This is a genomic window from Mesorhizobium sp. BR1-1-13 (assembly GCF_020165515.1).
GTDB lineage: Bacteria > Pseudomonadota > Alphaproteobacteria > Rhizobiales > Rhizobiaceae > Mesorhizobium.
Map to the genome: position 1 here is coordinate 41,862 of NZ_JAIUIH010000009.1, position 22,651 is coordinate 64,512.

33 protein-coding genes are annotated in these 22,651 nt (G+C 57.5%); 8 read left to right on the forward strand and 25 right to left on the reverse strand.

Annotated features, from left to right (window positions below):
* Positions 1 to 37 precede the first annotated feature (37 nt).
* The 25 genes from LB533_RS20450 to LB533_RS20570 form a co-directional block, all read right to left on the reverse strand.
* Positions 38 to 2,170, reverse strand: coding sequence for an AAA family ATPase (locus LB533_RS20450; RefSeq protein ID WP_224678102.1), 2,133 nt, complete (start codon positions 2,168 to 2,170; stop codon positions 38 to 40).
* Between the two features lies 1 nt (position 2,171).
* A complete protein-coding gene (locus LB533_RS20455) occupies positions 2,172 to 3,032 on the reverse strand; it encodes a hypothetical protein (protein WP_224678103.1) in 861 nt (286 codons plus the stop codon).
* A 321-nt stretch (positions 3,033 to 3,353) separates the two neighbouring features.
* The gene (locus tag LB533_RS20460; RefSeq protein ID WP_224678104.1) at positions 3,354 to 3,689 is read right to left on the reverse strand and encodes a DUF6511 domain-containing protein; all 336 of its coding nucleotides are present in this window, start codon (positions 3,687 to 3,689) and stop codon (positions 3,354 to 3,356) included.
* Positions 3,686 to 5,170 (reverse strand): DNA-methyltransferase, encoded by a 1,485-nt coding sequence (locus LB533_RS20465; RefSeq protein WP_224678105.1) that lies wholly within the window; start codon positions 5,168 to 5,170, stop codon positions 3,686 to 3,688. The genes LB533_RS20460 and LB533_RS20465 overlap by 4 nt, the downstream gene beginning before the upstream one ends.
* Entirely contained in the window at positions 5,167 to 5,778 is a 612-nt protein-coding gene (locus LB533_RS20470; protein ID WP_224678106.1) for an HNH endonuclease, read from the reverse strand. Before LB533_RS20470 ends, LB533_RS20465 begins: the two co-directional genes overlap by 4 nt.
* Before the next feature lie 240 nt (positions 5,779 to 6,018).
* The gene (locus LB533_RS20475; RefSeq protein WP_224678107.1) at positions 6,019 to 6,735 is read right to left on the reverse strand and encodes a hypothetical protein; all 717 of its coding nucleotides are present in this window, start codon (positions 6,733 to 6,735) and stop codon (positions 6,019 to 6,021) included.
* The gene (locus LB533_RS20480) at positions 6,732 to 6,929 is read right to left on the reverse strand and encodes a hypothetical protein (RefSeq protein ID WP_224678108.1); all 198 of its coding nucleotides are present in this window, start codon (positions 6,927 to 6,929) and stop codon (positions 6,732 to 6,734) included. The genes LB533_RS20475 and LB533_RS20480 overlap by 4 nt, the downstream gene beginning before the upstream one ends.
* Positions 6,930 to 7,128: 199 nt before the next feature.
* A complete protein-coding gene (locus LB533_RS20485) occupies positions 7,129 to 7,326 on the reverse strand; it encodes a hypothetical protein (protein WP_224678109.1) in 198 nt (65 codons plus the stop codon).
* On the reverse strand, positions 7,323 to 9,074 hold the full coding sequence (locus LB533_RS20490; RefSeq protein ID WP_224678110.1) for a DEAD/DEAH box helicase: 1,752 nt from the start codon (positions 9,072 to 9,074) through the stop codon (positions 7,323 to 7,325). Before LB533_RS20490 ends, LB533_RS20485 begins: the two co-directional genes overlap by 4 nt.
* Positions 9,074 to 9,394 carry a zinc-finger-containing protein gene (locus tag LB533_RS30205; protein WP_224678196.1) on the reverse strand — a complete coding sequence of 107 codons (321 nt, stop codon included), beginning with the start codon at positions 9,392 to 9,394 and terminating at the stop codon, positions 9,074 to 9,076. Before LB533_RS30205 ends, LB533_RS20490 begins: the two co-directional genes overlap by 1 nt.
* 5 nt (positions 9,395 to 9,399) lie before the next feature.
* Positions 9,400 to 9,888 (reverse strand): sigma-70 family RNA polymerase sigma factor, encoded by a 489-nt coding sequence (locus LB533_RS20500; protein ID WP_224678111.1) that lies wholly within the window; start codon positions 9,886 to 9,888, stop codon positions 9,400 to 9,402.
* Positions 9,885 to 10,655 carry a hypothetical protein gene (locus LB533_RS20505; protein ID WP_224678112.1) on the reverse strand — a complete coding sequence of 257 codons (771 nt, stop codon included), beginning with the start codon at positions 10,653 to 10,655 and terminating at the stop codon, positions 9,885 to 9,887. Before LB533_RS20505 ends, LB533_RS20500 begins: the two co-directional genes overlap by 4 nt.
* A gap of 127 nt (positions 10,656 to 10,782) precedes the next feature.
* Positions 10,783 to 11,748, reverse strand: a complete 966-nt coding sequence (locus LB533_RS20510; RefSeq protein ID WP_224678113.1) for an oxidoreductase — start codon at positions 11,746 to 11,748, stop codon at positions 10,783 to 10,785.
* Between the two features lie 2 nt (positions 11,749 to 11,750).
* The gene (locus tag LB533_RS20515) at positions 11,751 to 11,969 is read right to left on the reverse strand and encodes a hypothetical protein (RefSeq protein WP_224678114.1); all 219 of its coding nucleotides are present in this window, start codon (positions 11,967 to 11,969) and stop codon (positions 11,751 to 11,753) included.
* 1 nt (position 11,970) lies between these two features.
* The gene (locus LB533_RS20520; RefSeq protein WP_224678115.1) at positions 11,971 to 12,480 is read right to left on the reverse strand and encodes a hypothetical protein; all 510 of its coding nucleotides are present in this window, start codon (positions 12,478 to 12,480) and stop codon (positions 11,971 to 11,973) included.
* Positions 12,477 to 12,620, reverse strand: a complete 144-nt coding sequence (locus LB533_RS20525; protein ID WP_224678116.1) for a hypothetical protein — start codon at positions 12,618 to 12,620, stop codon at positions 12,477 to 12,479. The genes LB533_RS20520 and LB533_RS20525 overlap by 4 nt, the downstream gene beginning before the upstream one ends.
* A gap of 271 nt (positions 12,621 to 12,891) precedes the next feature.
* Complete coding sequence (gene dnaN, locus LB533_RS20530) at positions 12,892 to 13,944, reverse strand: DNA polymerase III subunit beta (RefSeq protein WP_224678117.1); 1,053 nt, start codon at positions 13,942 to 13,944, stop codon at positions 12,892 to 12,894.
* A 53-nt stretch (positions 13,945 to 13,997) separates the two neighbouring features.
* Positions 13,998 to 14,612, reverse strand: a complete 615-nt coding sequence (locus LB533_RS20535) for a hypothetical protein (protein ID WP_224678118.1) — start codon at positions 14,610 to 14,612, stop codon at positions 13,998 to 14,000.
* Between the two features lie 10 nt (positions 14,613 to 14,622).
* Positions 14,623 to 15,072: a hypothetical protein gene (locus LB533_RS20540; RefSeq protein WP_224678119.1), complete on the reverse strand. Its 450-nt coding sequence runs from the start codon at positions 15,070 to 15,072 to the stop codon at positions 14,623 to 14,625.
* Between the two features lie 313 nt (positions 15,073 to 15,385).
* The gene (locus tag LB533_RS20545) at positions 15,386 to 16,198 is read right to left on the reverse strand and encodes an ATP-binding protein (protein ID WP_224678120.1); all 813 of its coding nucleotides are present in this window, start codon (positions 16,196 to 16,198) and stop codon (positions 15,386 to 15,388) included.
* 78 nt (positions 16,199 to 16,276) lie between these two features.
* Entirely contained in the window at positions 16,277 to 16,414 is a 138-nt protein-coding gene (locus tag LB533_RS20550) for a hypothetical protein (protein WP_224678121.1), read from the reverse strand.
* Positions 16,411 to 16,626 carry a hypothetical protein gene (locus LB533_RS20555; protein WP_224678122.1) on the reverse strand — a complete coding sequence of 72 codons (216 nt, stop codon included), beginning with the start codon at positions 16,624 to 16,626 and terminating at the stop codon, positions 16,411 to 16,413. The genes LB533_RS20550 and LB533_RS20555 overlap by 4 nt, the downstream gene beginning before the upstream one ends.
* A 67-nt stretch (positions 16,627 to 16,693) precedes the next feature.
* Complete coding sequence (locus tag LB533_RS20560) at positions 16,694 to 18,094, reverse strand: ribosomal protein L7/L12 (RefSeq protein WP_224678123.1); 1,401 nt, start codon at positions 18,092 to 18,094, stop codon at positions 16,694 to 16,696.
* Complete coding sequence (locus LB533_RS20565) at positions 18,091 to 18,318, reverse strand: hypothetical protein (protein ID WP_224678124.1); 228 nt, start codon at positions 18,316 to 18,318, stop codon at positions 18,091 to 18,093. The genes LB533_RS20560 and LB533_RS20565 overlap by 4 nt, the downstream gene beginning before the upstream one ends.
* On the reverse strand, positions 18,315 to 18,533 hold the full coding sequence (locus tag LB533_RS20570) for a hypothetical protein (protein WP_224678125.1): 219 nt from the start codon (positions 18,531 to 18,533) through the stop codon (positions 18,315 to 18,317). Before LB533_RS20570 ends, LB533_RS20565 begins: the two co-directional genes overlap by 4 nt.
* A gap of 413 nt (positions 18,534 to 18,946) precedes the next feature.
* Here LB533_RS20570 and LB533_RS20575 point away from each other — a divergent pair, with 413 nt between their 5' ends.
* From LB533_RS20575 to LB533_RS20610, 8 genes are all read left to right on the forward strand, one after another.
* Positions 18,947 to 19,621 (forward strand): helix-turn-helix domain-containing protein, encoded by a 675-nt coding sequence (locus tag LB533_RS20575; protein ID WP_224678126.1) that lies wholly within the window; start codon positions 18,947 to 18,949, stop codon positions 19,619 to 19,621.
* Between the two features lie 136 nt (positions 19,622 to 19,757).
* Positions 19,758 to 19,937: a hypothetical protein gene (locus LB533_RS20580; RefSeq protein ID WP_224678127.1), complete on the forward strand. Its 180-nt coding sequence runs from the start codon at positions 19,758 to 19,760 to the stop codon at positions 19,935 to 19,937.
* Positions 19,934 to 20,110: a hypothetical protein gene (locus LB533_RS20585; RefSeq protein WP_224678128.1), complete on the forward strand. Its 177-nt coding sequence runs from the start codon at positions 19,934 to 19,936 to the stop codon at positions 20,108 to 20,110. The genes LB533_RS20580 and LB533_RS20585 overlap by 4 nt, the downstream gene beginning before the upstream one ends.
* Positions 20,107 to 20,295, forward strand: coding sequence for a hypothetical protein (locus LB533_RS20590; protein WP_224678129.1), 189 nt, complete (start codon positions 20,107 to 20,109; stop codon positions 20,293 to 20,295). The genes LB533_RS20585 and LB533_RS20590 overlap by 4 nt, the downstream gene beginning before the upstream one ends.
* 48 nt (positions 20,296 to 20,343) lie before the next feature.
* Positions 20,344 to 20,568 carry a hypothetical protein gene (locus LB533_RS20595; RefSeq protein ID WP_224678130.1) on the forward strand — a complete coding sequence of 75 codons (225 nt, stop codon included), beginning with the start codon at positions 20,344 to 20,346 and terminating at the stop codon, positions 20,566 to 20,568.
* A gap of 58 nt (positions 20,569 to 20,626) precedes the next feature.
* Positions 20,627 to 20,842: a hypothetical protein gene (locus tag LB533_RS20600; RefSeq protein ID WP_224678131.1), complete on the forward strand. Its 216-nt coding sequence runs from the start codon at positions 20,627 to 20,629 to the stop codon at positions 20,840 to 20,842.
* Complete coding sequence (locus tag LB533_RS20605) at positions 20,839 to 21,912, forward strand: hypothetical protein (RefSeq protein WP_224678132.1); 1,074 nt, start codon at positions 20,839 to 20,841, stop codon at positions 21,910 to 21,912. Before LB533_RS20600 ends, LB533_RS20605 begins: the two co-directional genes overlap by 4 nt.
* Positions 21,905 to 22,552 (forward strand): hypothetical protein, encoded by a 648-nt coding sequence (locus tag LB533_RS20610; RefSeq protein ID WP_224678133.1) that lies wholly within the window; start codon positions 21,905 to 21,907, stop codon positions 22,550 to 22,552. Before LB533_RS20605 ends, LB533_RS20610 begins: the two co-directional genes overlap by 8 nt.
* Positions 22,553 to 22,651 lie beyond the last annotated feature (99 nt).

Here is a 22,651-nt window from a genome sequence, read left to right on the forward strand (position 1 = left end):
TTTTTGCCTAACACGAGCTATGCACAAGACGCATAGCTCAAGCAGCCCAATACCAAAGCCCGATCTGGTTGGCGTGCCCTGCTTTCACCAGGTCTTCCGGCGCGCGTTGGAACTGCTTCTTGGTGGTCGCCGCAACTGACACCGACGCCATGTCGCGGGAGGCGTAGAAGTGCCGCTTCCACGTCTCGAGATCCACCACATTGATGTCTTCCGGAAACGCCTCGCCTTCTGGCTCTATGCCGTCCGCTTCAATAGCGGTACGCAATGCCGCCAGCACCTCGCCTTTATAGCCCTTAAGCGTGCCGCTGGTGGGCACGGTGTCCGGCTCCAACTTAACCACCACAGGCGCCGTCGTTGGCTCGCCGTCTTCGTCCTGACTTAGCTCGATAGACTCCATCTTGAACGCCAGGATATCGCCCTCGTCGCCGTCATTGGTGCCGTCGCACACCAGCCGGTACTTGCCGTGCTCTTTCTTCACCATGTAGCTGGCGTCCACGGCGCCATCCAAATCGATTGCGCCCTTACCGCGCTCACCGGACCATGAACTGTGGTGGATGGCCGTGACGTGCGCCTGTGTGGCTAGCAGGATCTCGTCACAGGACTGCACAAATTTGGTCATGTCCTTCGATGCGTTCTGGTCGCCGGCACCAAACACGCGGGTTAGCGTGTCGATGATCACCCATACGCACGGCAGGTCTGTTTCGGTCTCCGCCTCCTTGATCAGGGCTATGAGCGCCCTTGCATCATCGAGGTTGCGTGTGAAGTCCAGCCGGCCACCAACCACCAACAGCGGCACGTCTTTGACGCCGTGATGCTTGCGGAAGGCCATCATGCGCCGCTCAGTTAGCTTCTTGCGCTCGGCTGCGACATATACCACCAAGCCATGCTTTTTGAGCTTGCGACCATGCCAATCCATTTTGGCCGCTACGTGGCACGCGATGTCGGTGACAATCACCGACTTGCCTGTGCCTGGCAGACCGCTAATTGTAGTGTATTCGCCAACGCCGAGCAACCCCTTGATCAGTGTTTCCTTCGGTGCGCCTTCCTCGATTTCATCGAACCATGTCTTTTCGAAGCGCTCTTTACTGCGCGGTTTGGGTTGTGTGGGCTGTGCAGTGCCCGAAGTTTGTATAGTTTTTTCGGACTGCTTAGGCGCCGCCTTCTTGGCATCGTAATTGGCCACTATGCCTGTCGGGTCGATTGACGGAGTGTTTTCATAACTCTGCTTGTGGTGCCTAGATATAGCAGCCAAGTCCGCGCCGCCTTGCCTGGCAAGTTCGCAAAGCGAACCAAGATTTATGCCGCCAGATTTGAAGCCCTTCCATTTTCTCGCCACCTCTCCGCGGCGATATCCTTTGCCATTTGAGCTCCATTCATCGGCAAGCGGCAGCCCATCCGCACCTAGCGCTGAGTGAATCGCCATAAGCACGCTAACCCAATCCTGATATCCACAGTCGGGGCTAATGAATGTGAGCAGTTCCGCTATCTCTGCGTGGGAAGGTTTGTCATCGTATCCGCCATAGCTTGGCCGATATACGTACTCGGTGCGTGGCTCAGATAGTTCGACCCTTGGGCTGAGCAAGTCGACCAGCCACTGCGGCGTTTCCGCAATCTCAGGAATCTTGTCAGGCCAGTACGGGTTGCCGTCACTGTCCAGCCAAACATAATCACGGCCGTCCGTCATGCGCGAGCCTGGCGCCACGATATAGCCGCCAGTCGATCGCGTATCGGCTCCCGGCGCAATTGCGGCGCGATTACCCAAGCCGGGTATATTTTTGAAGAAGATGTGCGTTCCGTTGTTAGCCGTCCTGGCTCGCGCAGTCGGTGGCAGCGGCCCGTGAATAGCAGTCATCTCATCCAGCCACGCATGGCCGTCACGATCGCCATGGCGATCGAGGTCCAAGACCCATGCATTTAAAGGCTCTCCAGTAGGAACGCCAACGGCAGCCGAAGGGAACTTGTCGCCAAAGAAAATATCCACAATGCGACTGGAGCGGGTTGCGCCCTTTAGCCCGTTCGAATTTCTCGGAGATTTTTCTGGCCGCACGATGAATTCGCCAGTAGACGGATCCATTTCCTCGGCTTCAGCCTCGTGACATGGGAATACTCCAACGCCTTGGCTGGTGTACCATTTTGCCACGTCGAGGGCGCTAAGTTCTTTCGTGTTCATCTTATGCCGCCCTCTCGAATTCGCGCTTATTGTCGTTCGCGGCTATTGGCCATGCCGAACTCTTCTTTTGGTTTTCCTCTCCCCACATCGGCTGCAAATTGGAGAGCATATTGATGATGCGGGGGTCTTTGATGCCTTGCGCAATGAATGCGGCAATCGGTTTCTTATGATCTATGTGCCACTCTCCATAATTGGTCCACGACATGCCCGGCTGAAACTGGCACTCCATCCTAAGCCTTAGATCGTGAGCGGAATAACTAAGTATGTCATGAGTGTTGCCATCTTTTTTGGTTGATGCTTTCTTTGCAACTCGCACAACCATGGCGCGGCATTTTATTGAGCATAGATAGTCAGGATCTTCCGCATACCTTTCCCTGCGTCTTGCGTTGAACTTGTCTCGCCATACCTTACTTCCGTGCCGCTTCTTTCTTTTGATGCGTTCACGTTCCACTATTTCGGGACGATTATAATACTCTCGCTGCGCCTGCTTCTCGGTCATTCTGAATTCAGCATCGGTATGTCGCTTAATTTTCCTCTTGGCATTCTTGGCGGCTTTCACGTCAGGTCTAGATCTGTATTCTTTGTTGGACGTAGAAATTTTAATTGCTGTCTCCGGCTTCTTGCGTCGCTCCCGCTCGCCCTTGTTCTTGCGCTCCATATTTCCAGGCAGAAGGCGCCACTGGCGAACGCGCTCAACCGCGGCGGCTACGTTCTTTTGCGCGTTCTCTCTATTCGCAGCCTTGGTGCATTCTTTGCACCTTGCGACGTGCTTCAGAGTTCCGCTTTTCTGTTTGGCCGTGTAGAACTCGCTTAATGGCTTCGTCTCGCCACATTTGGTGCACGTCTTAACGTGGCCACTCATCAGTTCTGTATCCTGCATCAAAGGCTTTCATAAGCATTGCGACGTGTCGCGGTACGGGCTTAGGGTTTGTGGTGCGCTCTAGTTCTGAAACCTGCATGGCTATCGGGTAGCCCAGAACGGCTGCAAGCTCCGCCTGAGTTAATCCCAAGCGGAGCCGTATCTGGCGGAATTCGGTGGCGGTCATGCGGCCTTGCCGAATGCGAAGCCGCGGCGATAGGCGAGGAACAGGCGGTTCAATTCGCCGTGCTGATAAATGTAGCCCTTAGCCCACATGTCCTTGTGTTCGCGGTCGAAGCGATACTTAAGGATTTTTCATTATTTTTAGAAAGGCGCCCCTTCCCTTATCAACGAACGCAGCCCATTGCCGAACTCTTGCACGACGGTCTTCCAGAGCATGCGGCGCTCCAACTCCGACATGGATGCCATGTCCGTCTTGCCTAACTCGCCAACATACTCGCCGGCCTTTTCGTCTACGTGGTCCAGCGTTTTGATCTCATAGGCGTCGAAATTTCTCACGCGGCGGACATCCTCAATGATTAGTGCGCACTCGTGGCATATCCACTTGGGATTGGTATCGCGGCTGTGCGTGAAGCCGATGCCAACGCCGATCGCGTGGCGGTGGCATACGTGGCAGGCGGTGGGGTCGTGTTCGCTCATACGGCACCTGCTTGCGCAGGGGTGGTGAACAGCGGCAGATTGTCATTCGCTACCTGCTTGATCGCCCGTGCCTTACGGGTAGCCGGCCCCTTGTCAGCAAGCCGCAGGCGCTCCGCAATATCGGCCTGGTATTCTTCCTCGCGCTCAATCAGGATGCAGCGCATGCCTTCGCGCCATGCCGCTTCGCCTGTGCTACCGGAGCCAGCGAACGGATCCAGCACAAGGCCGCCCTTGGGCGTGACGAGCCGCACCAACCATTGCATTAGGTCGACTGGCTTTACCGTTGGGTGCTTGCTGCCGATGCGGTCGAGTTTGTCTGCCTTTGCCGTGTAGAAGAAGCGGGCGGCTGAGCCGGAATTTGCGCCGTGATTGGTAAGAGAACGGCCAGCAAATTCGCCATGCGTCAGGCCATTACGATTACCAGCCGTGGGCGCTCCACCGCTGGCTGTATCCGGAAAACACGCCACAACCTCGTCGCTGCCGTCGTGCACGATGTTGGCTGGCCAGCGGCCGGCGTCGATAGGTGCGCCTGCTTTAGCATTCAGATAGCCGCCAACGCTGTCCGTAGTTGATTTGTCAGCGGAACGGCCAAAGGCCGTTCCGCCTTCTGTTCCGACTCTCGTGGCGTCGATATTCAGCGCCCCCGTCCCATGCTCCAGCACATTGGCGGCCACAGTTCCCACCAAAGGCTTGCGCGCGAGGCAGATAGGTTCCCACGCTGGCTTGAGCGCGGTTCCCCACGAGTTCCACGCCGCAGCCTGCGGCGTGGCTGGATCGTCGCCGGCCTTCTCGTGGTAGCCACGCTCTAGTGCCGCCTCGATCCATGGTCGAGTAGCGCCCTCCGCACCATCCTTTCCGCCGCCTGTCGCTTTCGGGTTGCGCACGTTTGTAACGCGCACCGTCTCTCGCTTCGCGCCCAATTCACGGTCTATTGCCTTCCCGACGTTGTGACTTTTCGGAAAACCACTTCCGTACCCCCACGCCGCCATGCCGCCAAACTGCGACTCTTCCATCAACTTGAAGAACGCTTCTGCCTGCGCCTCGTTTAGACTGTCGATGAAATTGCCGACCACAGCATCGGTAGCCAGCATATTTAAGATGTCGTCGCGGATATCGAAGCCGGCATCTTCGATGGCGCATGCCATCCGGTGGTAAGTGCGTGTCGCAGAGAACGCAGCCACGTAGCCGCCAGGTTTGAGTACGCGCCAGACTTCAGCCCACAACTCGACTCGAAAAGCGATGTCGCCACCATCCCAAACGCGATTCATGAATCCCTTGCTTGCTCGAGCAAACGCGCCATCTGTTCCATGTTTTGCCGGGGCAGCATTTGGTCCGCCAAAACGCTTAACGATGCTTGTCAGATGGTACGGAGGATCCGTGACGCATGACTCTATGGAGCAGTCAGGCAGCGTCTTAAGTACCTCAAGGCAGTCACCGCCCTTCAGTGTTATTCTTCCATCTAGAAAAACTTGGTCGGTCATGCGGCTGCCTTTCGTTCTGCGTTATCGTTTGCCATCATCTTGCGTGCGAGTTCCCACGCATAGCTTCCGGCTTCCATTCTGATGATGACATCACCCGTCTTCACCCATTTCGTCTTGGCGTCCTCTTTGCGATGGCAAGGCGGGCAAAGTGAAATGAGGTTATCATCGTGGTTAGCCTCATCTGCGTCATCGAACATTCGAAATGGTATCTTGTGGTGGACGTGCAACCCGCCGCTTGCGCCACACTCCTGGCACTCGTAATTATCGCGCTTCAGAATGGCTCGCTTAATCGACTGCCAATGTGGGCCGCGCTTGTAGACCTTACTACCGTCTTGCCAGTTCGGGTTTAAGTCGCCCTTCCAATGGATGTCCCGACATGCTCGCGTGCAATACTTACCGCCGCCAACGTGGCCGTCCAGTTCGCTTTGCAAGCGCTCGAATTCAGTGCCGCATCCAATGCATATAAGAGCAACCTTTGGCTTCTTTGGTGCTGCCCTTCTGGCTGCATATTGGCACTCTTTAGAACAATGAACTCCGCGACCATGCGCAAGGCGTGACGGCTCGACCTTGAACGTTGTGCCACATACGGGGCACTCACGATCAATCATGCTTCCTCCACAAAGTAGTCGTCATACGACGCGACGTCGAACATGCTTTCTTCAAGAGATTCTAAATCGGCCCAATATAACGACCAGTCCGGCTCGTATTCGTGCGGCGCCATTAGCCATGCTATGGAGTGAGTCATGAGCGAAACCACTTCGGTGTGAACGGCCTTGGCTCGCCAAGATCGCTCCAATAGAGCCAGACGGTGAAAGCAATCCAGCCGATGAAAATCCAACCAGCGGCGTTCATACGACTTTTTCTTCCCAAACCTTAAACCCCGGCACCGACCGCATACCGGCCCGCACAACGCCTTCGGCCATGCCTTGCACCATCGCCTTGAATTGCTCCGGTGCGCGCCCGTACGCCCAATCCAGGCTGGCCGCTTCGTCCACCATCGTGCACCGCCATACGGTACGCAGGCCTAATCCCACGGTAGCCGCTTTGTCGTCGCGTTTAGCCTGCTTTTCTGCCTGCTTAGCCTCGGTCAGCAGCGCCTCCGCTTCCTCGCGCGCCGCAAGGTTGCCAGCACTGGCGCGCATGGCGTCCTGCGCTGCCTTAGCCGCACGCTCTGCCTCCTCACGCGCGGCGGCCGCAATGGCTGCTTTCTTGTCCGCCTCCGCTTTACGCCATGCGGCAAGCAGTTCGCCCAAGGATGCCTTGGCCTGGTCGACCTTGCCTTTCTTGGGTTGGATGAACGGATTGAACCTGTCTTGAATGGCTGCAATCTGCTCGTCCAGCGGCTTCTTGGCTTCGACGCGCAATGCGTCCGCTGCCTTGCCCGCCTCGTGGATAGCATCGCGAAGCGCCGTTACGGTGTCGTGCATTGCTTCATCTGCGATAGGCTCACCGTCCGCGAAGTTTAGAGCTTCGTCGTACAGGTCTTGGATATGGCTCAAGGCGGAGTCGATAGGGTCGACGGGGTGGTTGTGGCCGATAACGGCGGCTGGGTTTAGGAGGGTCATGCTGCGCTCCTCGCATCTTTGGAATTAAGCCAGACATAGAATTCCGGCCATTCGTTCAAGTCGCCTTCGCGCCAGCAACGAAGGAACGCAATCTGGTCGTCTCTTTCATGATCAAGCGCATAGTTTATAGCCTGCAAACATGTTCCATGGTCGCCAACAGGACGACCTGTGCGTGCGTCGATATCGGTTGTCATGCCACTCTCCTCATGTTATCATTATCCTCACGGTACGCCGCCACAGCCTCCCGCTGCGCAGCGCCCAAGGCCCCTTCGCGAACGATGATCCAGCCAGCCGCCCTAAGCGCAGCAACGCACTGCACCGCTAGAGCCGGCGCGCCTATATAGCCGTTGCAGCAGCCGCGTAGTTCGGCAGTAAGCACTTCGGTTGGTGTTTTCATTTCTTGCCCCCACAGTAGGTGTCGCCGTAAGGGCGATAGAGCGTCAGCGCCCATTCTTCGCTATAAGACATGCGGCACGTCTGTAGGACGTCCTCCTCGCCGCCGCACCCGTAAAGCGTCAAGTCTTCAAGCGGCAGGCGCACCTCTCCAGTCTCGGTGCTGCGCGCCACGATTATGATGTGTGAACTGCTCAAAACGGTACCTCCTGCATATCGCGCCAATCAGCATCGCTTATGCGGCTTACGTTATCATTCGCTGCTTGATGCTCGTTGTCATTAGCGTGCGCCCGCTCGGTGCCGGGCCGCACATCCTTAACCGTCCAGTACTTCCCGTCTGGCGCCACAGCGATCTCGGCCGTCACAAGCAATTCCCGCTGCCGCTCGAGCCAGGCCATAACCGTATCTGGAAACGGACGGCCACCGCCATGTTGCGCCCACCAGCGACTAGCCTTGCTCTTTGCAAACCCGGTATGCTGCGGACAAAGCCATTCGCGTATCGACGTCATTCCGCATGTGTACGAAACCTTAACAGATGGCGGCTTGTCGCCCTTGCCTTCGTGGAAGTCAAAGCGCCTGTCAGTCACCGGCCGCCAAGTTGCTTCAGCCTTCGACAAGATCGGAACATCGTCGGCCTTAGCCGTGATTTTCACATTCTCGGATGGCGGGAAGTCCCTGCCGCAGCATGGGCACGTCATGACTGAGATATGCACTAACTCGCCGCAGCCACCTTCCTCTTGCGGACACTGCTTGATTGGCGGACTGCCATCCCCCTTGCCAGGCGTCTTTGGCTGCACCATGTCGACCGGGCCGTGGTACGAAACGTTCTTGGCGTAGTCGAGATAGAGGCAGTTAGGCTTTGGCCCATTGGCAATAGCGGCACGCCGCTCCTCGGCTGGGGCCGTGTCGGGATTGAAGCCGGCAGGATACACCGGACGAGTGCCGCGGCCAGCTTTTTGGACATACCTGCTCGTTGACTTGGTTGGAGCCAAATCTGCAATCAGGTCGATGCCCGGCACGTTGGTGCCAACCGTCAAAACCGCGTCGTTGCTGACACCCCAAATGCGGCCAGCCTTGTATTCAGTCAGGATCCGTCGACGCTCGCCCTTGGGCGTGTTGCCGGTAATGATTTCGCACGTCTTGCCATGCCGGCGCACTTCGTCGCGAACATGCTCGGCGTGCTCTACGCCGGAGCAGAAGAACAAAGCCGTGCGCCGGTTGGCGCCATATGCAACCGCCTCGGCTACGGCTTGCCGGGTAATCTCCTCTTTGTCGACCGCGGCGGCCAGCGCACCTTTCTTGTAATCGCCACCAAGCGTGCCGACTCCGGTCAGGTCAAAGCCTGTCGCCATGCCCTTGGACGAGAGCGGCGACAGGAATCCGTCATCAATGCCCTGCGATATCGAATAGGTATAGACCACCTTATCGAACATGCAGCCTTCGCCTTCGTCCAGGCGCCCGCTATCCAGACGGTAAATCGTGGCGGTAAAGCCGACGATTTTCATGTCTGGATTGATGGCGAGCAATGCAGCGATGAACTGCCCGTACATCGTCTCGGCATCGCGCGGCACAAGATGCACCTCGTCAATCTCGAGCACGTCGATATGGCCGATTTCCGCAGCCTTGTTATAGATGGTTTGGATCTGGCCGAAGATGATTTGCGAGTGGCTATCGCGGCGCCCCAATGCTGCGGCATATATGCCGACAGGTGCAAACGGATAGACGCCCACCAGTTCGCCGAAATTGCCCTCCACCAGCTCTTCCCTATGGGCAACGTTTAGCACACGCAGTTCCGGCCAGCCCTCGACAAGTTCCTTGGTTAGGGTCGCCATGGTTATGGACTTCCCGGTGCCGGTGGCCATGTCGACAAGTGGGTGGCCGGCTTCTTCGCGCCAGTACTCGAAAATGGCGTCGATCGCCTCCCTTTGATAATAGCGGAGCGCCATTACGCAGCCACCTTCAATGAGGCTACCATCTTGCCAACAGCCGCAGGTACTTTGAGAGCCATCTCCTTCGACATCTTAGCCATGTGACAACTCCTCTCGCTAATGCCCAATGCCCGCCTTAACTCCCGATACGCACGGGTTCGCGTCATCGTGCCGGTCTTCCACAATGGGTCAAATGCATCGTGCGCAGCCTTGCGAGCGGCATGCGTTTCGGCATCGACAAGTTGCTTGTCGCCCCACGACCACAGTCCGCAGCAATCGTTACGTGGGCCATACCGGGTTTCGGTGCGCTCTGCCGGTTGGCGGCATATCGGGCACATCACTTTCAAGCAGCCACCTTCGCCAACCGCTCACGTGCCCTATCCGTAAGCTGCCGCACGCGCTCAGCGCCGATGCCTCGCCGCTTGCCAATATCCTTAAGCATCTCGCCACCACCAAGACGCACAAGCATGCGGCCGTCACGGCTGCGCGACAGGCGCCGTACGATCTGGTTGGCGTACACAATATCCTCCTGGCGCGGCTGTGTACCCATGGTGGCCAAGGCGGACTCGCCAGCGCGAGGCATGTTCTTGTGCTTGTTGGCCGCAACCTGGCGCTTGCCCTGCGCGATAGAGCGCATGTTTAGCGTTAGCCAATTGTACATGCCGCCGTCAGGACGAAAGTTGGTCCAGTGGCCGAAGATGTAAGCAAGCGTGTCCTGCACCAACTCCTCTCGCTCGTCGGCAGTGCTGGTAAGCTTGCGCGCTAGTTTTTTGAGGACGGGCAGATAATTTAGGACTTTTGTGTCAAATGCCTTGGGACGAACTTCGGTCATGCGGCGATATCCTGCTTTATACGGTTGTCGTTATCGGGTAGGGCGATCGCCAATGATGGCTGGAACGGCTTTGTTAACTTGTCGCTCTTGCTGCGATTATCGACACCCCAAAGTGGCGTTAGATTAGCCAGCGCCCAACATTTCCTAAAATCAATGTCTTCCGGCGTCTTGAAGTGGAACGCAGATTGAGGAATGATGTGGTCTATTTCCCAAGTACAGTCGCCTTTCCCGTAATTGTCCCAACTCATGCCTGGGAGAAATCTCTCCTCTAGATGACGTTTTAGATCTTCAACACTGTACCCCAATAAATCAAAAGTCTTGCGCCCAGCCTTCTGACCCTTCTTTAGACCACTTCGGATTCCTGTCGATATAGCTGCATGTAGTCTTAATGCGGGGTTTTCTGCGTATCGATCTCTATAATATTGTTTCACTTCATCTGACTTGTCAGTTCGACGCGCGCGGGAGCGATTTCGCTCTATGTCTATATTATCTGCATATCTCTTGCGCATCGCTGCGTTTATGGAGTCGCGATTGGTCGCTCTCTTCTCCCGGCGATCTGTGTTTATCGCCGCAAGATTTCCTATCCTGCGTTTGCGCTCTCGCTCTAGTACTTTCTCGGCGTTCTTCGCGTAATTATCGCGGCGCATTTTTCTGTATGCGTCCGGGTCTTTCTTCCGAATAATCCGCTGGTTTTCGCGGTTCTTTTCACGGGACAACTCGATGTCTTCATAATAGCTCTCTTTGGCCGTGTTGCGATTGCATTCCATGCAACTGCGATCGCTAGTCAGTCTGCGGTCCACATGACCTCGCTTACACGGCTTGCCGGTAAAGTAATGTTTGGATCCTATAGATATCGCATCTTTTCTTGTTGTTGGAAGGTGCGACCAATTACTATTACTGTCGTGCATCGTTGACGCCATCTGTCCAAATCGTGCCGTCCGCCATTCTGTAAGCAATTGTCTCAGCGGCCTCATCCACCTCCAGCAATTCACCCGGTACTAGCGCCGGCACGAACAGATGGGCTGGGCACGAATCCTTTTGCTCTTGCACCGAAAGCGGTTTGCTCCACCGCGCGCACGACCAGGCTGCATCGCCGCCCATTTCTGGCGTTGCGTGCAGGCAGGAGCGGCACGTAACGCGCGGCAGTTTGGCGCTGTGGCAAACGTCATGGTGCTTGCAGAAACGGCACAGCCACGAGTCAGGCTTGTCGCTTATGCGACTAGGCGGATCCGCTGCGTTTATGATGCGCTCGGCGCGCGCCAATAGGCGCAACGTCCATTCGACATCGTACTCAACGCGCTCCGAATACAACGTGTCTGTGTTCTTGCACGCCGCCAAGTACAGCGCGCGCGACAAGCCGAATTGATGCATTCCAAGTTGGCACTGGCCGAAGTGCAAGGGTTTGCTAATGCGAATCCCTTTGCCACCATGGCGCGGGTCGTGCTTGTGAAGTTCCTTCATTCCTTTTTCATTGGACGACTTGAACTCTAGCAGGTGCTCGGTTTGCGGTGCCTCAGGTATGCCCATGCCCTTGCCGTCGCACTTACCGCGGACGTGCGAGCCGACCAAGCGTATGCGGTCTTGCTGTCCGTAGACTTCGACGCCGATCTTTACGAGATCAGCGACAAGCCGGTCCTCTTCAAGATTTCCTGTTTCGAACAGCCGCAACTGTCGGCCGCCAAACGTTTCGGGTTCTGAGGACCACCTGAAGGTGTACCAGAGAGCGCGATCGCATTCCGTGGCCGCCTCGCCTACCGAAATGCCTAGACTGTCATAGTGTTCGTGCTCTGCCTCATAGGCGGCATAGATTGCCGCAACCGTGGGCGTCTCGCCTGGCGTTTCTGTGGGGATGGCGGGCAAAGTTATGCTGCCCCCACAAAAGCGACTGTGTGTCCGAGGTGTTCGAGGATACGCCGGAAGATAGCTTCGTCATCGTAGTTGTCCCCGTCATAGCAATGTGCATGCGGATCGAGTTCGAGGACAAGCGCACCATCGATATAGATGCGAGCGCCTTCCGCCCATGACGGGCCGCACGTCTCGCAGTCGTGCGTGTCGCTCAGTCGTTCAATCTTGATGTCCATGTCACACCATCTCCACAAAGAACGGCGCACGCACGCCCGCATTGCAGTGCGCTGCCGCATTGAGTGCTTTTATGATGCGGGACTTCGGCGCGCCCTTGCTGTCGTACAGATTGCCGAGCGCGTATTTATCTCCGCACCCAACAGCCATGTATCTGTCGATAGTTTCGGAAACCTGCCAGTCGTCTTGGATTTCGAACAGGCGTCCGGCGTAGCCAACAAGGAAGTTGCCGCCAGCCGTGTATCCGCCCGCTTCCAGGCATGATTTGGCCGCATCGACAAAATCGGTGACCATAAACTTGTATAGGTCGTCATCTGGATGCCAGCGCGGCGGCACAAACGCATGCTGAAGAAGATTGCCCATGCGGAATGATGTCGTGTAGCCAATGACGAAATCGCCGTTGCGAAACACCTTGCTCTGCGTGCGTACGTTGATATCGGTGCCGTCAACGCCAGCGCTATCGCCGCCGAGGTACACCTTGCCGCCGTAAACAATTCCAACGATGCAGGTCATTTGCTTTTGACCCCCGCCACACGCAAGCAATCCTCCGCAACGCGGCTGAACTGGTATGCGTCCTTGTTGCCGCGTAGCAGCATTGCGGCCTCCTTCAGCCATTGTGCGGCGATCTCAAGTTGGGTTGCCGGTGTGGTCATGCGAACAACTCCAAGGTATGCGGACAGCGCGGTTCTGGCTTGGCTTTGCCCGGCTCAAATGGCGCGAATTTCGAGCAATGGCCGCAGCCACCGAGCCACGTCCATTCCTTGGGCTGTAGGCCAAAGAATGAGTTAGACAGGATTTCGCAGTAATCCTCGTTCTCCTCATCATCGTGGGCGCAATCCGCGCACCACGCGTCTATGAAATCCATGCCTTCCGTGCCGTTGGCTGGCATGTACGGCGTGCCGTCTTTCGGAGGCCACGCCATAACTAAACACGCATCGGCATCAAAACTGCCAGCAAGTCCGGCGCGCTTGCCGACGTGAACACGGCTGGCGAGCCACCGTCATTCAGCGCCAACGAAATTGTCCCAGCCGGAAACTGCCCGATCAGTTCCGCCAAATAAGCCGAGTTGAAGCCGATTTCGATTGCCTCGCCTTCGTATGAAACGGCGATCTCCTCGTTAGCGCTGCCCTGCTCGGGATTGTTGATGGCAAGCGTTGCCTGGTTGTCTGCGAAGTTCAGCCGAATGGCGCGGCCACGTTCAGACGACACAACCGACACACGCTCCGCCGCCTGCCGCATGTCCGGCGACTCGAACGTGATCACCTTATCGTTTGCCTTGGGAATAACGCGCTCATAGTCCGGGAAGGTGCCGTCGATCAGCTTAGATGTGTACGTGCCGTCCGCGCCCACAATGCGGATCTTGGTATCGCTGAGCGACACGGCAACCTGCCCTTTCGGAACCAGGCCAACGAGTTTGCGCGGGACGATGACCGCAGGAATGGCGCCAACGGTTGGCGCGGTGTGCTTGGCGAGCCGGTGGCCATCCGTAGCAACCGCAATCAACCCGCCAGCCGTGTCGTGGATGTAAACACCGTTTAGATAATAGCGCGTCTCTTCCGTCGAGATGGCGAACGCAACCGGCGCAAAGAGCGCGGCCAGGTCCGTGGTGAATTCGGCGGTAAAGCCGTCGACTGAGAACGATGGGAAGTCCTCAATCGGGAGCGTCTGCAGTTTGAACGTCGAGCGACCAGACTTGACGGTAAGGTTGGCGTCCTTCAGGTCGAACTCGACCACCGCACTAGCCGGCAACTTGGCCACAATGCCAGCAAGAAGTTTGGCGTCGACGCAGATGGCGAGATCGCCTTCGCATGGAGCGCTGGCCTGGACTTCGATATCCAAGTCGCTGGCCGTAACGGTAAGCACATCGCCGTCCGCAACAAGGCGCACGGTTGATAGGATCGGGATGTTGTTGCGACCTTCGACCACTTTCGTGGCACTGGCGAGCAGGCGCGACAATGCGTTGCGTTCTATCTTCACGCTTGTTCTCCTCTAATGGAAAGGGGTGGCGGGCCGAAGCCCGCCGTTAGGTGTTAGGCGGCTTTTTTGCCCCACGGCAATTTCTTTGCCGGCGCCGCCCCAGCAGTAGCGGTCGCGGCTGGCTTGTTATCATTCGCCGCAGGCGCCGTCTTCTTCTCCGCGCGCGCCGGCATCGTGCCGTCGCCAATCACGCCGAGTTCCGGCACAGGCTCCTTGGCCTGGTCGTCCTCATAGAAGAACTTTCGGATCTGGTTCTTGTCTTTATATTTGTCACCGCTGCCGTCGTTTTTCGCCTGGCCCTCGCTGATTACGACCTCGGCAACGAACGACTTGAACAGCAAATCGTCGCTGTCAGTACCCTTTTCGATGACAACGCCAACGGCGCGACCAAAGCAGTCTAGCTTGGGCTTTCCGTATTTGTATGAGCCGTTCTGGAAGCCGTCCGCATGGACTACAGTCCAGTATTCCCACCACTTGCGCCCCTTCCACTCTTCGGGCTCCTGAATCTCGAAAGTTATTGCTGCCTGGCGGCCCTTCTTGTCCTTTGTTTCAGGGAAATCAATTGCCTCTGCCCATGCGCGGTAATAGCCGTGCGGAATGATGCCTCCACCCCCGCCCTGCTTGTCGGTATCTGTGTCGATCTCGTAGTCGAAGTCGATCTTGCTCAAAGTTTGGCTCCTATGCTGCTAACGCGAGTGATGGTTGAAACGGCGCGCTTAACTTCGCGCCCTTGCTTATGTTATCTGCCTCCCAAAGAGGCTGCAGATTGGAAAGTGCCCACGCCTTCTTAAAGTCAATGTCGTCAGGTGTCTGATAGTTGTGGGCCGATAGGGGTATTTTGTGGTCTACGTGCCAGCCGTTCCTTCCATAGTTATCCCACGACATTCCTGGCTGAAATTGTTCCTCAAGATGGGCGCGCAATTCATCGACTGTGTACTCAAGCAGTGCGAACGTGCTTCTTGCTGCTTTGGAACCGCTTATGATGCCCTTCCTAACGCCAGTGCTTATTGATTTTTCCAACCGGTAGGCCGGATCCTCCATCTTTATTTTCTCATAGCGGCGACGATTTTCCTTGACCCTTTCCGGGTTATTAGCGCGCCACTTGTCATTCTGCGCTCTGACATCCATCGGTTTGGTCGCATACCTTCGACGCGACGCTGCCCGTGCAATCTCTTTCCTTTTGTCCGGATTAGCCTCGCGCCATTTTTGCGTAGCCTCCCGGATCTTCTCAGGATGTTCCTTCCTGCGCTTACGCTCTCAGGGTTTGCGGCGTACTTCTTGCGCTGGAATTCCCTTGAGCACTCGATACAGGCACCGTCACAAGTAAACCGTTTCGCCACATGCCCATGCTTGCAAGGCTTACCGGTGAAGTACCACTTTACGCCCGCAGCCTTAGCCTCCGCACGACTGCGCGGGAGCTTGTTATCATTGTCCGCGTCCACTATCCGTCAGCACCCTTCTCTTCCGGCTCTTCAACCGGCAGCGCGTTGCGCTGGAAATAGAAGTCCAGAACCTTGAAGCCCTCGCCGCGCTTGAAGGGCAGCGTTGCCTTTTCGATGCCGTAGCGATTACCGGCAATGAAGCCTGGCCGCTCCTGCACGGCGATAAGCATTTCGCCGCCACCTTCGCCGCGGTTGTTGGTCTTCTTGAAGCCTGCGTCTTCCTTCTTGATCGACACGCGCTGATGTAAAAAGCCGATCAGGTCCGCCGCATCGATAAGTGCGCCGATAGCATCGTCGCGAAGGTTGGGCATGTAGCGCGGGTAGCTGTCGGTGGTGACGCCAGGAACGGTCTTGGCTTTGACGTGCGCGATGACAACGACGTAGTAGCCGGCCTCTTTCAGGTCGAGGATCTTGTTGACGAACTCGTGCCAAATGGAAAGCTCGAGCGCGTACCCCTTCCCGAAGCCAGGCTCCTCAATGTTTGCCCACTTATTGTCGGCGCACACCTTGGCGCGGATAAGCTGCTCAAGGCCGTCTGCCGAGTCGACCACCAGCGTCTTGCGGTCATGTTCGGTCTGCAGCATCCAGTCAGCTTGGTCGATGACGTCTTCATAGGTTTCCGACACGCCGAACGACTTCATCTTGACGCCAGCAGGTGCGCGCTCGCCCTTGCCGGTACGCACATAGAGCGGCGCCGGGAACTCGCTGGCAAGCGTGGTCTTGCCTGTTTTAGCGCCTGCGTAGAAGACGCAGAAGGCCGGTTCGTTTTCAATCGTGTCGGCTGGTGCGCCGTCATTCCAGTCAATAGCCAAAGGTAAGCCTCCAAGATGCGTAAAGGGCGAGGACAATAAGGCCGAGCAGCCATGCCGGCGGCCAGGTAAGGGCGGCGGTCATAGCGCTGCCCAGATGAGCAGCGGCAGAAGCACAATGGCGACGGTCAGCCAAACCGCCATGTAGCGCTGTGCGGCGGGTGGGATACGTTCCGGAGAGCCGTGCAAATCCGGGTCGTAGGAGTCTGTGTAGGTCATGCCCACGACTCCACCTTGTAAACGCTGTAGGTGGTGCGAAAGACCAAGCCGTCCTCCTGCGCCTTAAGGCGGCTCGTCGTAATCGGCGTACCGTCAGCGAATCGGCCCTTGGTGTCACCAAAGACTTCGCCACGAAGGCACGGACAGCGTGGGTCGCCGTCGAAGATAAGGCGTGCGTTGCGGAGTGTGCCGTTAATGGTGGTTTCAGTCATAGTCCCTCCTGACTGCTGCGCTCCTGCGCAGCAGTGTGGTGGTTGCGGTACGTGGTTGGTTAGGAGGCTAGAACAAAGGCGAAGTGGCTCGCCGCTCGCTTTCAGCCTCCCGCCCAAGCCAATCTTCAACGGCGTCTTTTGCGGTAGCCAAACCCATTCCGGTAATGCGCCGCAGTTCCTTAATCGCCGCAATCACCTGCCCACCAGCAGCCAACCGCTGCCATTCATGCTCATATACGCGCTCGACCTTGGCGACGGCGCCAAGTGTGTAGACGCCGAACTCCTTGCCCCGATGGACGTTGGCTAGGCGGGTAGCCTCCTTGGTGGCCAGTTCGGCGGTGCCGTGAACGAAAGGCTGCGTGGCCGGTGCGGGCTTGCCGTTCTCAAGCAGGCAGACGATCGCCGTTCCGCTTGCCGAATGGCGAGCTACGATGTCGGCGATGGAGGTGGGTGCGCCAGCGGGCGCAACGAGCGTGCAGTCCGACGCGCCTTCCGACTTGTGAAGCAGCCAAGTCATGTCGCGCGGCCTGTCGGAGAAACAGATATTCCCGTTGGACTTCACTTCCTTGACCGCAAACGTACCTTGGTCTCCGATGCGAACCCTGTCGCCCATCTTGGGCGGGTTCTTGCTGGTGAAACGATAACCAGGCACGCGGTCGGCAACCGGCTCGTCGGTCCATTCGGCGATGAGGTCGTTGTCGGATTTCCTGCCGGTACGGCTAGTGGTGCCATCCTCAAAAACTGCGGTTGAGTGATCTCCACCGACGCGCCAAATGTCACTGAAGGCATGGCTGTATGGCCCGACCCTCCGCCCATCGCGCGTCTTGTAGAACTTGCCGGCCTCGATGCGCAGCGCGGTTGCTGGCGCAACGGCAACGTGTTCGAATTCGCTACTGGTCAGATAGAACGTGTCGCCGACATCATCGATGATCCAAACGGATTTTCCGTCGACTTCATCGACTTCGTAGATTTTGCCCTTTGTCACATCGAACTGGTCAACAAGGCAACGGACCTTGCTTGCCGTCTTCGGCGCACCATACTCGTCGGCCAAGTTGTCGACTTCCGCTGCGGCGCAGGAGGTGTAGGCGGGCGGGATGAGTTCTATTTCGTGGAAATAGAACGCCCATCGGCCAGCATTAACGGCGCCGTCGCCTACGGTAGTAACCGTAAGGACATCGCCGACCTCCGCACCATGGAAGGAAGCGTCATGGCCCCTGCCCGACTTCACCACCCGCACCTTGTCGCCTACGGCGAACAATGGAGCTGGTTCGAAATTCACAGCGTTGCCATCGACACCGCCGCCAAAGTCAAGATACTCATCACCGTAAAGAAGTTTGAATCCCTTGACTACACCTGTCCACCCTACAACCATGGTCGGGTTGTTATCGCAATTAATGCGACGCACCCGATCACCCACCTTAAACTTGCTCGCCACCTTCATCACGGTCGCACCCACGTGCATATTCATGCCCGTTTCCTCTCGCTTGCCGCACTACCGTGCAGTGCCACCACATTGCCTTCGGCCTCGCGGCCATCGAATGAAATTTCGTGTGCCTGGAACCAGTGTTCGCGCGGCCCGCTGCCATCAAGGAAGCGCACCGCAAAGCGGTCTGCCTCGCCGACATATGTCCGGCGCCCGACGACATTGCCGTCGTAGTCGCCAAGCAGAATCCTGCACCGCGCGCCGATCATGCCGGCACCTCGTTGAACACCGGCACCGCGTCGCTGCTTGTTGCTGCAACCAACGCGTCCGCAACGATCCACTCGCGCTTCTTCTTGCCGGCACGTTCGTACTCAACCAAGTACGCGTCCGGCCCTTGTTCATATTCCGACCGTCCGATCACGCGGCCCGCAATGTCGACACGCACTGCGTCTCCGATCTTCAATTCACCGGTACCGTCAGTCATTTATTCGTCCTCCGCGCTGATTGTGGGCCGCGCGAATGAAGCGCTGTAGCCTGTGATGAAGTCTCGGGCGCTGGCTATGAAGCCTGGTTGTTCGTCCTCCCCTTCCAAGATATGCTCAACAAGCGAGCCGTCGTTTTTGCCGTAATTAAAACCCCTCCACCCACTGACGTGGGTGGTCCCAATGCTCTTCATTTTGTGCATCTCCCGATTGGGCGGTTTTTGATTTTGGGCGGAACCAACCCGCGACCAGAACGTTAACCGTGGAATCAAACTAGGCGTTTACGCAATAAATGTCAATTGCTAAGTTGCGTCCACGCCAAGTAGATATGCATTGACGCAAAACTGAAAATGGCGTATGCGCAAGGCCGAATCGGTCGCAAGCACCGAGCGCAGTGCAGAAACAGGGGTAGAACATGCAAAAGGTAGAAACGATCGGCCAGCGTATTCGCGCGTTGCGCGACGAACGCGACTGGAACGGCGCCGAACTAGCAAAGCGCATGGGCGTGGATCCAGGCACGATATCCCGCTGGGAAAATGGCAAGCAGCAACTGACGCTGGAAAATGCGGCTGCGCTCTCCGTCGCCTTTGATGTTTCCATTGATTTCCTGAAGTACGGCCAGCCGCTTGTACCTATGGGTGCCGGCTCAGACGCGGAAGTCTTCCCTGTCGTTGGTGTGCTGCAAGCTGGCGCATGGCTCGAGGGCGAGCAGTGGGCGCCAGACGAAGAAACGGTTGCGTCATTCAACCTCAAGCCGGCATGGCGGTATTTGGTCACGCAAGCTTACGTGCTCCGCGGCGACTCCATGAACAAGTGGATGCCGTCCGGCTCGCACGTCTTGGTGGCGTCGACCATCGCAAATGGCCTCCACCCACGCAGCGGCCACAAGGTCTTGGTCAACCGGCGTCGGTCTGATGGGCTGCATGAGGCGACTATTAAAGAGCTAGAGATTCGCGCAGATGGCGAAATGTGGCTGTGGCCGCGGTCGACAAGCCCTGAGTTCCAGGCGCCCGTGCAATACAAGGAAGGCTCCGACGAGGTGACAATCACCGGGATAGTGGTTGCCGCGCAGTGGAATGAGGTGCTGTAGGGTTGCGCGTAGGGGTTGCGGCCACGCAATTTATTTGGTGTTTGCGCAAGATAGTTATTGACGTTTGTTGCGCAAACGCCTAGTTTGATTCCGTACCGTCTAGATGGCGGCTGGCTCCGAAGAAGGAGTACGGGATATGACTTCTACAACCTACAGCGGCGACCCGCGCCGCTCATTCATGGTCAATGGTGCCGCCTATCAACGGCAACTTAACCGCAAAGAGCCTGACATCACGCTTGTGCAATCCGCTATTGCGGGCTTGTGCATCGCACTCTTTGCGGTCGCCGTTCTGTTTGTTGCGGTGGCAGTGTCATGATCACCGCACAAGCCGAAGCCGAACTACGCGCCATCCGCGAACTCGCAAGAGGATGCGAGAAGAGCCACGGCAAGAAGCAAACCGCGCTCCTGTTTAGCGCGCTTGCCGACAGGCTGGACAACTTCATTGAGCAGCACGGCGAGACCGCTTGGCGTAAGCGGGTTGCGCAATGACCACGCTAATCCAAAAGCTCAACAGCGCGGACAGCATCGCTGACCTATGGCTCGGCGGTTTCGTTGCGGCGCTTAGCGCGCAAGAGGCGCTTACCGGCATGGGGTTCTATGCAGTGGTCGTCGGTGAACGGACCATCGTGGCTTGGCTTAATGGGTGTCGGTTCGAGATGCCTGCCGTCCATTAGGATGCCTTGCCGCTTATTGCGGCGCAATAATTCGCAAGAGGAACACACATGACAATCAACATGCTAACCGCCGCCGAAGCACTCGCCCAAGGCTCTACGCCGTCGACCTTCTTCAGCATCGCGCGCTTTAACGAGCGCATGGGAAACAACGAGGTCGGCCAGGCTGCGCGCCGTGTGGCTCGAGAGCTTGCGCAATTGTTGGGAATGGATCTTGGCGGGCGGCGTAGGGCGGCCAATAACAACCGGCCGCGTAGCGATAGGAGGGCGGCGTGACCATCACAGCCGCCGAAATCATCATCCGCACCGCGCAACAGCGCAAGGAGCCCACGACATGAGCAACGCAGAGAAGACAGCACTGCTCGCAGCCGCGAAGAAATTACGGCGCCTGCGCATCGAAACTGTCGGCGGGCGCAAGGAACGTCCCGCGCGGACAATCGGCTCAATCATCGACCGTGAAGGCGATCTGAAAGGTGACGACGAGTTCGTGGCCTGGATGATCCAGAACGCCCTCCGCTACTACGCCGAAGCTAAAAAAGGTGACGCATGACCTCCAACACCCCCGCGCTGGAGGCGGAAGGGCTGGCAGCGGCGAAGAAAGCGTTCGACACAGCAATGGAAGCCCCGAACATGATCGACTGCCCAACGTGCGCTGGGCGTGGATCGGTTCATGGCGACTGGTGCCCAAGATGCGGTGGCGGTGGTGTCGATTTGGCTGAGGGCGAGGAAACCCGCCCTCTCGCTGAAGCCATCAGCGCCTATCTCGCCTCCTCCCGAGCAGAGCCGACCGTAAAGGGAAGCCAAGAATTGGAGGAAATGGCAGATGGAGCCTATGGCGACAATCCCATGGTTCGGGGTGCTGCCAAGCGCCTCATCGAGGAGAAGAAGGCCAAAGCCTCGTCAGCGCCTCCCTCCCTGCCGGTGGGAGACGATCTGGAGGGGTTGCGCCAAGCATTCGACAGACTTTACGCTGAGTGTGACTTAGCCTTCGCGAATGAACTCGGCCGCCCGATAGCCGACGCGCTAGCCAATCTGCGCGCTCTCCGCGCCAGCAGAGACGGCTATGTCAAGCAAGCCACAGCACGAGAGGCTGAACACGACCGCCAGCTCGGAGCTCTTCGCGCCGAGAATGAACGATTGAAGACCGGCGCGGATGCTTACAGCAAATGCAAAGACCTCTCGAAGCAGGGATGGGTAGCGCTTACGGATGCGAGGCAATTCCTCGATCTGGGCCATACATCGGACATTGAGGAAGCCAAGCAGTGCGTCGATCTGGCCTTGGCAAGCTTTGCGGACACCATCATTTCGTCTGAAGCCCGAGCCGAAGCCGCCGAAGCAAAGCTGGAAGAGGCGAGGAAGGCGCTGAAGCCTTTCGCTGAGTTCGCCGCAACTATGGACAAGCTTGCGGTTGAAGGGCAGCGCTTGGTGCAGCCGGACGCAGCCGCGAACCTGACTGATGATGAGATTGCGCGGCTGGTGACGCCCGATGACGCAACCCTCCTCACGGACGGCAGGATGCGGTTCGGCGGCCCTGCGGCTCAGTCGAAGCCGGCCAAACTCACCGCTGGCGATTTCCGCCGCGCCGCTCGTTCTCTCACAGAGGAGAGCAGCAATGGTTGAGATCAGCGAGCGCCTGTACGCTCTGGCAAGCCGTATCGATGCAGACGGAACGGCATCTCAGATCGGTTCTGCCGACGAAATCCTTGAAATCGCCAAGCTCACCGCCGCCCTAGAGGAGCGGAAGGCCGAGCCGGTGGCGTGGCCCGAGCCGACAATACTAAACCCCGACATCTTCGATCCGACTGGCATCCCATATATCGATAGTTTGCTGCACCGCCTGCTTGATGCTCAGCAAGATATAAATTTGGCCGCCAACCAGGGCATGTATCAATCTCTCTGCGATGCATCAGCACTTATCAACGAGGTTGAAACTTGTATCCGCCGACTTGCCGCCACCCCACCAGCACCCGACACAGCGGTGGAGGCGCTGCGGCAGGACATAGCCGAGTTTATGCGTCGGCTTGGCCCTCAATGGTTTCTGGCGCAAAACTGGTTCCCCGCATCGCAGCAAGAAGGCGCTCTCTCCTCCCTTGGCAATGAACAGGGGAAGGCGCCGGATGGCTGGAAGTTGGTTCCGGTCAAGCCGACAGAGGCGATGCTGGCGGCTGGCAACACCATCTTGAACTTCACAAAGCTGTCGCCAGAAGTGTGGGGCGCCATGCTTGCCGCCGCCCCACAGACTGCGGAGGAAAGCCGGTGAGCGGGCTGAGGGCACTGACCAAAGCGCAATACTTCTTGCTTGTCGAGATTTCTGACGCTCCGCAGGCTACATCGTCGTCCTATGCGCCAGCCAAAAAAC